The sequence below is a fragment of the Zwartia hollandica genome, assembly GCF_019923725.1.
In the GTDB taxonomy this organism is placed as follows: Bacteria; Pseudomonadota; Gammaproteobacteria; order Burkholderiales; family Burkholderiaceae_B; genus Zwartia; species Zwartia hollandica.
In genome coordinates, this window is record NZ_JAHXRI010000006.1 from 494,270 (window position 1) to 506,821 (window position 12,552).

At 44.8% G+C, this 12,552-nt stretch carries 12 protein-coding genes; 8 read left to right on the plus strand and 4 right to left on the minus strand.

Annotation, left to right across the window (positions count from 1 at the left end):
* Positions 1-2 precede the first annotated feature (2 nt).
* From KZZ10_RS05665 to KZZ10_RS05680, 4 genes are all read right to left on the minus strand, one after another.
* The gene (locus KZZ10_RS05665; RefSeq protein ID WP_259660519.1) at positions 3-737 is read right to left on the minus strand and encodes a class I SAM-dependent methyltransferase; all 735 of its coding nucleotides are present in this window, start codon (positions 735-737) and stop codon (positions 3-5) included.
* A 38-nt stretch (positions 738-775) separates the two neighbouring features.
* Positions 776-2,431: a hypothetical protein gene (locus KZZ10_RS05670; RefSeq protein ID WP_259660520.1), complete on the minus strand. Its 1,656-nt coding sequence runs from the start codon at positions 2,429-2,431 to the stop codon at positions 776-778.
* On the minus strand, positions 2,421-3,575 hold the full coding sequence (gene rffA, locus KZZ10_RS05675; protein WP_259660521.1) for a dTDP-4-amino-4,6-dideoxygalactose transaminase: 1,155 nt from the start codon (positions 3,573-3,575) through the stop codon (positions 2,421-2,423). The genes KZZ10_RS05670 and rffA overlap by 11 nt, the downstream gene beginning before the upstream one ends.
* Positions 3,576-4,416: 841 nt before the next feature.
* Entirely contained in the window at positions 4,417-4,851 is a 435-nt protein-coding gene (locus tag KZZ10_RS05680) for a GNAT family N-acetyltransferase (RefSeq protein ID WP_259660522.1), read from the minus strand.
* Positions 4,852-5,204: 353 nt separating this feature from the next.
* On the opposite strand from KZZ10_RS05680, the gene KZZ10_RS05685 reads away from it, so the two are divergent.
* From KZZ10_RS05685 to KZZ10_RS05720, 8 genes are all read left to right on the plus strand, one after another.
* Positions 5,205-5,942 (plus strand): class I SAM-dependent methyltransferase, encoded by a 738-nt coding sequence (locus KZZ10_RS05685; RefSeq protein WP_375372548.1) that lies wholly within the window; start codon positions 5,205-5,207, stop codon positions 5,940-5,942.
* Positions 5,939-6,865, plus strand: coding sequence for a glycosyltransferase family 2 protein (locus KZZ10_RS05690; RefSeq protein WP_259660524.1), 927 nt, complete (start codon positions 5,939-5,941; stop codon positions 6,863-6,865). The genes KZZ10_RS05685 and KZZ10_RS05690 overlap by 4 nt, the downstream gene beginning before the upstream one ends.
* Positions 6,866-7,079: 214 nt before the next feature.
* Positions 7,080-8,048: a sulfotransferase family protein gene (locus tag KZZ10_RS05695; RefSeq protein ID WP_259660525.1), complete on the plus strand. Its 969-nt coding sequence runs from the start codon at positions 7,080-7,082 to the stop codon at positions 8,046-8,048.
* A complete protein-coding gene (locus tag KZZ10_RS05700; RefSeq protein ID WP_259660526.1) occupies positions 8,038-8,934 on the plus strand; it encodes a phosphotransferase family protein in 897 nt (298 codons plus the stop codon). Before KZZ10_RS05695 ends, KZZ10_RS05700 begins: the two co-directional genes overlap by 11 nt.
* A 43-nt stretch (positions 8,935-8,977) precedes the next feature.
* Complete coding sequence (locus KZZ10_RS05705; RefSeq protein ID WP_259660527.1) at positions 8,978-10,012, plus strand: NAD-dependent epimerase/dehydratase family protein; 1,035 nt, start codon at positions 8,978-8,980, stop codon at positions 10,010-10,012.
* Between the two features lie 5 nt (positions 10,013-10,017).
* Complete coding sequence (locus KZZ10_RS05710; RefSeq protein WP_259660528.1) at positions 10,018-10,830, plus strand: transketolase; 813 nt, start codon at positions 10,018-10,020, stop codon at positions 10,828-10,830.
* Between the two features lies 1 nt (position 10,831).
* Entirely contained in the window at positions 10,832-11,737 is a 906-nt protein-coding gene (locus KZZ10_RS05715) for a transketolase family protein (RefSeq protein ID WP_259660529.1), read from the plus strand.
* Between the two features lie 84 nt (positions 11,738-11,821).
* The gene (locus KZZ10_RS05720) at positions 11,822-12,550 is read left to right on the plus strand and encodes an FkbM family methyltransferase (protein WP_259660530.1); all 729 of its coding nucleotides are present in this window, start codon (positions 11,822-11,824) and stop codon (positions 12,548-12,550) included.
* Positions 12,551-12,552 lie beyond the last annotated feature (2 nt).

Sequence of the window (12,552 nt, forward strand, 5' to 3'; positions counted from 1 at the left end):
GGCTAGATTTTTGAAGCAATGACGTGATATCCCATGCATAAAGTATTTACTGACACGGTTGATTTTTTTCTAGTGGAATAAAACAAAAAAGCGGGTAATAGCAAGATTTTTGCGAAGAATGAATGAGTTGAAAGCGTGCGCGCCAATTCAACAGCCAACCAACTGTTGTAGTCACCCACTGGAGAGATACTTTCGATCTTCAGACCGTGCTCTGTCAAAACTTTTTCATACCAGCGATCGCTAAAGCCAGTGTAAAAAAAATACGGATCCATATGCCTGAGGCAATTGCTTGGCGCCGTAAGGATCAACTTGCCATTTTTCGAGAGTAACCGCGAGAATTCTTTAACGGTCTCATTGGGATATGGAATATGCTCAAAAACTTCCGTACACAAAATCACATCAAAAGATTGATCTGCAGCTTCAATATTCCAAATATCGCCAACGTAGTCAATCTGCCCGTATTGGTATTCTGCGCGGCTATCTGGCCCCAGATTACTGATGACTTGTTTCTCGTCAGTTGTGTATTGACCGAAATCTTGGCTCTTGTAGATTAGATGATCACAATACTTTCTGTATCGCTGGCTGCCACAGCCGGCATCTAGAATCTTGCTCTTTTCTGGCAACTGAGTCAGCTGCGCGGTAATGAAGTCATCTCTTTCAAATTGGTTATTCAGTCGCCGCTGCATTTTTTTGTAAAAAGAGCGAGACTTCACTACGTTAGCCAGCAGCTTTAACATGGTTATCCTTTTTTCGTTCGAGCTAGAAACCGCTCGATTTATTTGACTCGACAGGTTTCAGGCACCATCAGCATGAGCGTGTGATTAACCGGCACAAAGACCATGCTCGGTGTCAAATATTTCTTGTAAATAAAGTAACCCATCGGGGCGGTAAAGGCGTCGACCTCCTCATTCGGAATCAAGCGCATAATCATCACATCGAGGTCTTTTTGCTTTTCTTCAATGGGCAGAAGTTCAGGGCGGATTATTTTAAAAGCTGGATGCATCAACGGGTTATCAAATGGAAGAACTTGATACTTCCGAAAAGGGCTTATCACATGAAGAAACACATCAATCGAGTAATTGAAGTGGTATGTAACACCGCAATTGAGCTCTTTTATTGCTGTCATATCTTTAGACACTTTGCTGTAATAATCTGAAACAGGCTCTGGCCAAAGCTGATATTTAAAAATTACCGGATCGTGCACGAACTTGGCCACCGAAATGGTCTGTCTTGTTGGGAAAAAATAATTGCCGGAATCAACTGTTATTGGGGGAGAAATGAAAATCCAAAAAAAACTAGTAGTAAAGAAAAAACCCCCCGCTAATTTTATTTTTTTTAATAAAGTATAGAAAGTAATAAGTCCAATGATAGACCCAGTTGCCATCCTAAAGATTTCAGGCAAATGCAATAATTGACCAACCAATAACAACGATATCAATGAGACTTTAAATAAAGAAGGATGGCTATCTAACCTGAATCGTTTTATGATGTAAGCTAAACAATATATAATATTAAGTAAAATCATTAAGTAAATAATGATTAATCTCAAATTGAATTGAGAAGCCCCCCAAATACCGATTCGAATAAAACTATCAAAAATACTAAAGCCGTGCATATGGGCGAAGAGTTTTGGGGTCACCAGCATCGGCAATGTAAATGCGTTGTCGACCCAATACCCGACTAGACCGTTGCGGATCAGATAAAAGGCGAAACCACACAACGGGATAACGAGTCCCAAAAATGAACAAAATAATCGCGTAAAGACATTTAGCCAGGATGCACGTTTTATAAAAAGGTCAACAGTAGGGGATAAAAATAAAATAAATACTGCAAGAGGTATATATTCCGTTCGTGCGAGGGTTCCGAAGGACAGAAGCAAACCACCGGTAAAACAGTCGAATTTGTTTGGCGCATCCAATATCGAAAGCCAGATGCCGCCAATTAGAAATGGAAACGCAACATAGTTTGGCCAAGGGTAAATTACGATTGGGTGCACTAGGACGCAACTACATAAAATATAAAAAGAAAGTTTGCTGTCCTGAGTTGTGGTGTAAGCCAATCGGAACAAAAGGAATAGCCCCAGTCCGTAGAGTGCTACTGTTGTAGCCTGTATTGAGATAATACTTTGCGATGTGAGGTTGAATACTGTGCCCTGTAGGAGGGGTGTCAGTACGCCGTAAAATAAACCGACATCATGATTCGGGTGTAGGCCATCTAGCAATTCTTTTGCGTTGCTCACCATTAGCCCCCAATGGTGAGGGTCGACAGAGAAGAGGCCCTGCCAAATAGAAAGCGCGCTCGACGTAAAAATGACTAGCATCACGGCTAGTTGGTATTTGAAATCTACATTGGTAGGTATCTTCTCGCGATTTGTAGGTTTGTTTGCAACGGGATCTGTGCGATCAAAAATCGACGATGCTCTATGTTGCATGGCTCGTTGTCGCGAGAAGATTAACGATTTGCTCTTGGCGCTCGTCAGTCAGTCCTATAAATAATGGAAGTCTAACTAGTCGGTCCGATTGTAAGTTGGTCGTTTCCAATGATCCGTGGCATCTGCCGTAACGAATCCCAGCTGGCGAGGAATGTAACGGGACGTAGTGAAAAACTGCGCCTATTGAGTGCCTTTTAAATTTGTTGAGGGTAGTTAATCGAGCACGTGCTGTCGGCAACAGCACGTAATAAAGGTGTCCGTTGTGAGTGCAGTCTGCTGGCACTATCGGTCTACGCAAAATTCCCGCAGCCTCAAGCGGTTCTAGCATTGCATGATAGCGCTGCCAGATCGCTAGCCTCTTGTCTGTGATGTTACGAGCTTCCTCAAGCTGTGCCCACAAAAACGCCGCAATCAACTCGCCTGGCAAGAAAGATGAGCCAACATCTTGCCAAGTATATTTGTCAACTTGCCCCCTAAAAAAACGACTTCTGTCAGTGCCCTTCTCACGAATGATCTCTGCGCGTTGGACTAATTTACTATCGTTGACAAGAAGAGCCCCTCCCTCACCAGAAACTATGTTTTTTGTTTCATGAAAGCTGAGAGTCCCTAAATCACCAATGCTACCAAGCGGCCTGCCGCAGTATCTCGCCATCATGCCTTGTGCCGCATCTTCGACTACAAAAAGCCCATGAATGCGTGCGATCATAAGCAGACGATCCATATTGCAAGCAACGCCTGCGTAGTGGACTGCTACGATCGCCCTCGTACGCGATGTGATCGCGGCCTCGACTTTTTCCTCGTCGAGATTTAGGGTATCTTCTCGAATATCAACAAAAACGGGAACGGCACCGCGAAGGACGAAGGCGTTTGCAGTTGATACAAAGGTGTACGATGGCATGATGATTTCGTCCCCCGCTCTGATATCGAGCAGAAGTGCGGTCATCTCAAGGGCTGCAGTGCAGCTGTGAGTCAGTAGCGCTTGCACGCAACCAGAATTGTCCTTCAACCATTCATGACAGCGCTTAGTGAAGGGACCGTCTCCGGCTAATTGTCCGTTGAGTTGTGCCTCTGCGATGTACGCTAGCTCTTTTCCCGTCATGTGAGGAAAGTTGAAAGGAGTGCTCTTAACGGGCGGAGTGTTCATTGATTTATATTCCTTGCCAAAACAGGTTGCGATTGACTGAATGGCAGCGTGAAGTCTAATTTAATGAAGGCGTGCTCGACAGACATAATAGGGTAGGGCAGGTTACCCAACGTAAGGTGCGGATTCAATTAAGCAGCTCTCTTATTGTTTTGATTAGTGCGTTTCTCGACCGAAATTAAAAAACCTTGTGCTCAACTTCAAAAAGCTGTTGAAAACAGGAAACTGAAAGGCCATCGTTTTGCGATACTCAATCTGACACAAGTTATACGAACCGATGCATCTTCCGAGTTTTACTTAAGCAGACCGTGCGTTCATAGCCGATCAACCGATCAGCATTTATTTAGTTGTCGACCGACACCCGCTGCAAATAAAAAAGAACCTAAATATATTCAACTGGGCCGTGAACTATAAAAACAATTACGTATTCGATCTTATGAAAAGAAAACTAAATTACACTCAAGGGCACTAACATCTGCGCGCCCAATATATGCGGTAATTTACGAGATTGCAAGCGCGAATCTAAATCCCCGTCTCTGCCAATCCAGTCGTGCAGATTGAATTATCGCGCGATTGAGAACCGCCTGCATTTTTGCTTTGAACGAATGGCCTATTTAGTTGCCGCTACGCAAAATTCTGTTGCCATGGTATTTGATTTTGCCAAACTAAAATTCTACGGCTTGTCTGGTCCAATGTGGTGACATGTGTATAGTATTTTCTAAGCGAGATATGAGTGGGTTCTGTTGCCCGGATTTTACAGGGGCAACTTTATTGTCACTGATCGGGCTGCTTAATTTTTGCTAGACTGAGCCTCGGAAAGTATAGTATTCGCTTGGGCGACGTTCTATTCTATAAATCGTTGCATGGTCGTGCCACTTAATTTGAAATCACACTTCTCATAAAAAGAAATATTGTGTTGCTGGCATTGAAGCGAAACTTTATAACAACTCTTAGATCGGGCAATGTCATACAGGGCACTTACAATCATCTTTCCGATTCCTTTGTTTCGCTGATTGGGGTGTGAGACGATGTCTTCAATGTGCCCCATTTTGCCTCCTCTTATCTTTAGTTCTATTATTATGGAGCCATATCCAATCACGATATCACCCTTAATGGCTACGACGGAATGAACATTTGATTGGCTTTGAAAAGCAGTCCAAATTTCGTTATGGCATCTTACAGGTGGAAGGTAAGTGGACACGTTTTGTAATAATAAAATGACTTGTTCCAAATGCTGATAGTTTAAGGGCTCTATTATTACTGGGTATGCTTTTTCCATAGCCTTCCTATTGTCTGCTAAAGTAAATGCATTCCACGTCCAGTACTTTTCGGTGATTTGTGCTGAACGAAGCGGTTGTTTGATGGAATTTTCTCACATGAATTGGTGGTCTTGTAAGCTCGGTTCTGTTAAAAGTTAAGCGAGTTTGATGGCTGCAGCTGAACTTGCTCGCGTATTGATGGATGTCAACTAGCCAAGCTGCTCATAATATCTTTTCAGTTTCAAGTTTGCCGAGGAATCAATACGTGAGTAGCCCCCCGATCCTAGACGCCGATGGTATCTTCCGTTCAACCTCGGCCGTCATACACCGCAACGACGAATACGACCAGCAGGGTTTTGAGATCCTCCAGCGTATGCAGGACAAGCACTTTTGGTATAGGGGGAGGCATCGGTTTTTGTTGGCGTCTTTGGACCGACACACACGCATGGAGGCTCGTCCTTTATCTGCGGTGGATCTTGGGGGTGGGGCGGGGGGATGGGTGCGATACTTGAGCGAACGCCGCTCACAACGCTTCTCAACGCTTGCCTTGGCTGACTCATCCGAAAATGCATTGATAATGGCCAAAGGAGCGTTGCCAGCTAATATTGCAATGCACCAAATCGATATTATGAATCTTCATTGGGAAGACTGTTGGGATGTGGCCTTTCTTCTCGATGTCATCGAGCACCTGCCAGACGATGCTGAAGCCTTAATGCAGGCGGCAAAGGGGTTAAAGGCTGGTGGGTACCTGTTCATTACCGCGCCTGCGATACAGCGATTCTGGAACTACAATGATGAGCTTGTTAGCCATCTTCGCCGCTACAATCGCCAAGACTTGAAGTCGTTATCAGAGCGGACTGGTCTCCAGCTTTGCGATGCGCGTTACTTTATGTTCTTTCTCAGTCCGTTGTATTGGCTTACTCGGAGAGCAAAAAATATTACCGATCTGAATCAAACCCAAAAACAACAGTTGCTGCACCAATCCCACAAAGTACCAATGGGCCCGATCAACGCAGCTCTTTTCGCATTATTTGCTGCAGAATCGACGATAGGGCAGAGGCTACAATTTCCTTGGGGAACATCAATTCTCGGTGTATTTCGAAAAGTATGATTTCTTTTGTCATTCCTGTTTATCGTTCGGCTGGAAGTTTGCCAGAGCTGGTGCGCCGCATTACACAGCAATTTGGCACGGACACGGATGGTATAGAAATTATTTTTGTAGAAGATTGTGGTGGTGATAATTCTTGGCAGATAATTGAGTTGTTAGCGTCAAAAGACCAGCGGATCCGAGGCCTTCGTTTGACCCGCAACTACGGTCAACATAATGCTCTCTTATGCGGCATTCGGGCAGCGCAAGGCGAGGTAATTGTCACGCTGGATGATGATCTTCAGCATCCGCCAGAAGAAATTCCAAAACTCCTCGCAAAACTTGCTGAAGGTCACGATGTGGTTTACGGTCCTCCCGAGCACGAACCGCATGGTCTTGCTCGAGGCTTGGCTTCGCAGCTCTTTAAACTTGCGCTACGAGGTACGCTGGGGGCAAAAAATGCCCAACAAGTCAGTGCTTTGCGAGTTTTCAAAACGCGATTGAGAAATGCTTTTACTAATTATCTAGATCCGACCGTGAATATCGATGTGCTGCTTACTTGGGGAACTACTCGTTTTTCTGCAGTGAAAGTCAGACACGATGTTCGAACGCTGGGGGAGTCTGGCTATACAACACGAAAGCTAGTTCACCACGCCATGAATATGATGACGGGATTTTCGGTCCGGCCACTTCAACTAGCCAGTATGATAGGTTTCATTTTTTCAATTTTGGGGTTGGCGATTCTTGTTTATGTTTTGACATTGTGGGCAATACGCGGAAGCGAAGTACCAGGTTTCGTTTTTCTCGCTTCTATTATTGCAATTTTTTCAGGCGCTCAGCTCTTAGCTTTGGGTATCATTGGAGAGTATCTTGCGCGAATGCACATGCGAGCTCAAGAGCGTCCGCCGTATATTGTTTGTGAAGAGTTAAACGTAAGCAGAACCTAAAAATCGATATTTTGACGGCTGATCGCGCCACCGCAGTTAATAAGCGCACATTAAGGACTTGTGGAGCCACTGCTCCCAAGTCTCCTTGATTACATTCGACGAAGAACAAATACGTCTCTACCGCTAATTCGAATAGAGGTGGTCGATAGAAAGAGCGCTCAAAATCATCGCACAATAACCACTACAATAGCCTGAGCTAATCTTAAATTGCCTCTTGGAATTTGCATATATGTCAAACTTTAACTTTGTGATGGTTTCTGCTGGTTTTGAACACGGTGGCAACGTTACACACCGGCATCTTGATGGCCACCCACAGTTATTGGTGTACCCGTTTGAGTCTCAGTTAGGAAATCGTAATTTCAACGATTTTCTGGCCTCTGTCGAGCGCGTTCAGTATCGGTACCCAGAATTCCCCGAAGGCTTGACTGCCCAAGAACTATACGAACAAATGATCGACGAAGAGATGAAGACTTTTCTGAGGAAAAAAACTGGCTCAAAGTTTAAGGATGCGGATCTGCAATTTGACGAAGCCGACAGGTTGAACGAATTCAAGCGTCTCTTGAGCGAAGGGCCCTACAACCGAAAATTAGTGATCGAAGCTTTTTTTCGGGCGACCTTTGTGGCCTGGCGAAATTACTATACGACGCCTCAAGAAGGGATGTTTTATGTGGGCTACTCTCCGGCTATCGGTATTGATGCAGATCGTATTATTCGTGATTTTCCGAACGTAAGAATCATGCACATTGTTCGTAATCCGTTCTCTGCGTACCGCGACACAAAGAGACGCCCGTTCCCCCAGTCCTTGAGCAAATATCTTATTACCTGGAACATCTATCATTCAACAGTTGAGATGTTCGCCAAACAGTTTCCGAATAACGTGCGTATATTTAGATACGAGGATCTGGTGGAAGACAAAGAGCAGTTCATGAAAAATGTTGCGAGCTTTATCGGCGTTGAGTATGCGCCCACGATGCTCTATCCAAGTTGGAATGGCGTTGAGATAAAAGATAGCATTGCGCCTTGGGGCACCGTTCTTAAAAGTACTAAGGCCTATAACGAAAGCGTAATAAATGAACTAACTGATGATGAAAAATCTCAAATCGTTGCAGGTACGACTGCTTTAGCCAGGCATTTCAAATATGATCAAGTTGACTATTTAAAACAATACTATCGTGCTGAGTAAGATAAGACACTTTGTTTGCGATCGTCGAGAGCAGCCTTTAGAGAGTCCCTTAGATGAGAGTCAACTCGCTCTGCTACTGCAAGAGCAAAACATATCTGCTTCAAATATTAAGCGTTTAACTGGAGGCACGTTGGGGTTGACTTATTCGCTACAAGTTGACCAGCGGCCCATGGTTTTAAAAACGCACCTCAGTGCCGCAGGTCGTCAAAATATCGAAAAAGAAATACGACTCCTGCGCTTTTTGTACGCAGGTGAAAGCGAAATGAGCAGGGTTGAGTTGACGTTCGATCAGCAGATTAGGGTTGCGTTATTGATGGATGAGTTTGAATACCCTCAACCCGAGTTTGAACCGAGTCAAATCATGAGTTTAACGGCGCGATATACGACACAACTCAAACGCACTCCCACGCTGGATATCGTTGCGCCTGATGACACAATATCAACGCTCTTTGTTGAAGGCGTGGGCTCACTCGCTCGGCTCTATGCGGATCACGCAATCAGTCCTGTGATACACGCGGGAATTGAAAAAAATTTTTCACTTCTTTCAGAACATATTGATCGTTTGCCTGTCGTGCTGTGCCATGGGGACCTTGGCCCTAAAAATATTATGTGTCAAGGGGATGCAACGCCTCTAGTGATTGATTGGGAAGATGCTTTTTGGGGAGTAGAGGGCTATGACTATCTTTACTGGCTAACTTTCTTGCGTAACAGGAAATATTACAAACAAGATGTTTTAGGTAGAACCTCGTTAGGCAAAGAATTAGAAATGGCTATTTTGGTACTTATCGTGGTTTTAAAAAGCGAGTTGTCTCTGAGAATGGATCCACAGACGAATAGACAATTAAGTTTTGATCAGCGTCTTACCGAAATCCTTGCGCTGAAATGACTCGCGTGCCGATAATCTTGCATAACCAAAGCTGACTCAAGTAATGCGTATATTCGAATCCGACTTGAAGCAAATTACCGAGCAAGCAGCACCAGATTTGCTTGAGCTAAAAAACTCGCATATATTTCTTACCGGTGGTACGGGGTATATCGGACGTTGGTTGCTCGAAGCGCTTTCCTACGCAAATATAGCGTTGAGTTTAAATTTAAAGTTAACGGTTTTGAGTCGAGTACCTGATCTGTTTCGAAGCCAATACCCTCATCTTAGTGACAGGTCAGTTGTTGATTTTATCGAAGGCGATATCAGAAGCTTTCAGTTTCCGGCGGGAGTCTTCACGCACGCCATACATGCGGCAACAGATGTGATCACAACCAATCCTGCGTTAGAGACCTTCGATGTTATCGTTACAGGCACCAAGAGACTACTTGAGTTTTGTCGCGAAAAACGCGTACAACATGTATTGCTTTTAAGTTCTGGGGCGGTTTATGGCCCAATCCCAGCAACGATTGACCTTGTTGGTGAGGACTATTTTGGCGCTCCACGAGGAAGTGATCTTGGAGCGGCGTACGGCATCGGTAAACTGGCTGCTGAATGGTTAGGTACAGCCTATTCAGCTGACGGTTTGATGGCCTGCAAAGCGGCGCGAGTGTTTGCTCAAATCGGGCCTTATCTCGCATTAAACAAGCAGTTCGCTGCAGGAAATTTCCTTCTTCATGCAATCAAACAAGAGCCTTTTCTGATCAATGGGGATGGTACAGCCGTTAGATCTTATCTGTACGGTACCGATCTCGTGGTGTGGCTGTTGCGTATCCTCGTGCAAGGTGAGGCGGGCCGTTCATACAACGTCGGCTCAAGTGACGCGATTTCTATTCATGAACTTGCTAAGCTGACAGCAGAGGTTGCAGGTATAGTAGCGCCAACGATCCAAATCAAAGGCAAACCCTTGTTTGGTAAGCCACCTGAGCGTTATGTGCCTAATATTTCAAGAGCACGAGATGAGTTAGCGTTAGATGTCAGGGTCGATTTAAGGGAAGCGATATCTCGGACGCTCGATTGGTTTCGTGATCATCACAGGTGAGAGTCATGATTGATATTGCAACACTTGCAAAGAATATTCGTTTAAAGATTGTCACACTGTGTTTCCAAAAGCGAACTTCGCACGTGGGAGGCGCTTTGTCCGTAGCCGACATCCTTGCAGTTTTATATGGTGAGGTTTTAGATATTTCTCCAACTCGAATCGCGGACCCTTCACGGGATCGCTTGTACTACAGCAAGGGGCATGCTTGCACTGCCTTATATGCAGCGTTAGATATAAAGGGTTTTTTTGAGCCTAATGCGTTAGCTGATGGCTTCACGGTTGATGGCACTTACTTCACCTCGCATATCAATCATCAATTGCCAGGGGTTGAGCTATCAACGGGTAGCCTTGGGCATGCTTTAGGCGTTGCATGCGGCGTTTCAATCGCAGCAAAGCGCAGGCAGCAACCTCAAAGCGTTTTTGTAGTTTTGAGCGATGGTGAATTGGACGAAGGGTCGAATTGGGAGGCGATTATGTTTGCAGCGCATCATCATCTAGATAATTTGATCGCGATCGTCGACTACAACAAAATACAAAGCTTTGGGTCTGTTAAAGAAGTGATGGGCCTCGAACCACTCGCTGACAAATTTAAAGCATTCAATTGGGATGTCACAGAAGTCGATGGCCATTGCCTCGAACAGTTAGCGTCGACGCTTAGAAAAGCTAAAGCTAACCGCGCGGGTAAGCCTAAGTGCGTGATCGCGCATACGGTCAAGGGGAAAGGCGTAAGTTTTATGGAGAACAAACTGGCGTGGCACTATAAGTCGCCGAATGAAGATGATTATCATGCCGCATGTCGTGAAATAGAAGTTCTCTAATATGCGAAACACCTTCATCAATACCTTGACTGCTCTTGCAGAAAACAACAAGGATATATTTCTACTCTGCGGCGATCTTGGCTATTCGGTTCTTGAGCCTTTCGCCGCTAAGTTTCCAGAGCGATTTTTAAACGTAGGCATCGCCGAACAGAATATGACCCAAGTAGCCGTCGGACTTGCTAGGGAGGGCTATAACGTATTCACCTATTCTATTGGTAACTTTCCCACTCTTCGCTGTATGGAGCAAATCCGTTACGACGTCTGTTATCACAAAGCGAACGTCAAGATTGTTGCGGTGGGGGCAGGTTACGCCTACGGACCGCAAGGCGTATCTCACCATACGACAGAAGATATTGCTATGTTACGCGTAATTCCTAACATGCTTGTTTGTGCGCCAGCAGATCCAGTTGAGGCCGCAGCTGCAGCGAGGTTCATGGCGGCGTATTCTGGGCCAGGTTATGTTCGTATTAACAAGTCTGGCGAGCCATGTATTCACGACCCTTCAGTACAGTTAGCAATCACGCCGGGAAATTTTTTACCAGTTCGTGTAGGACACGTAACGGCAGTGCTCTCAACCGGCGCGATGCTGAGTGTAGTGATGAAAGACTTAGAGCAGCAGACACTAAATTACGCCGTATTTAGTGTCCCTTTCATCGGCAACTATGATCGCAAAGCTTTAATTAATTTGGCGGAAAACTTTGAAGAAATTGTAACGATAGAAGAGCACCAATTGAATGGCGGCTTTGGCAGTTCGATTATGGAAGCGTTAGGTGATCTGTACAGTGAACGTAGTATCAAACGAATGCCACGAGTAAGGCGTATCGGTATACCAAATAAATTTCTCGGTATGTCAGGTAGTCAAAATTATTTACGAACTGTCGCCAAGCTTCACCTTGCTGTCGATTGAAGCGATTACAAGTAAGTACGGGCTCACGGTTAATTAATATATGAATCAAGTGATGAGGACCATCAAGCTGATAGGGGTATCGCGATGTCTGATAAATACACAATAAGATCTATCATTAAGGGACTCGCTCCGCCGATGCTTTGGCGACTGCTAAGAGATACAAAACTGCGAGTACGAAAATACCATGGCGCAGAACAGATCGATGCAATTATCGAAAAATATCTTGATTACCGAGATGGGTATTATGTAGAACTAGGCGCTGCCGATGGGATTGGCTTTTCGAACACCTTGTTTTTTGAGTTGCATAAAAACTGGTCAGGCATACTAATCGAACCATCACCTAATAATTTTTTACAGTGTCTAGCAAATAGGTCTCCTCGAAACACTTTCTTTTGTAACGCGTGTACGTCTTTTGATTACCCTGAAAAATTCGTAGAAATGATTTACGCCCACTACATGTCTGCTGCGATCGGGCTAGAGTCTGACATAGCCGATCCCGCCGAGCATGCTCTAAGTGGTTCACGCTATTTAGCAACAGATACTGAGAGGGTCTTCAGATACGGCGCCATCGCACGGCCCTTAAACGAATTGTTGATTGAAGCGCGTGCGCCCAAATTAATTGATTTCCTGTCTCTGGATGTAGAGGGTGTAGAAATCGAGGTGCTGAAAGGAGTTGATCATGAGGCATATAAGTTTAAGCTCATGTGCATTGAAACCCGAAGCCCAGAGGTATTGACAGCGTATCTAAGTCAATATGGCTACATTCATAAAGAAAAAATCAGTCACCACGATCATATATTTCTATTGAAATAACG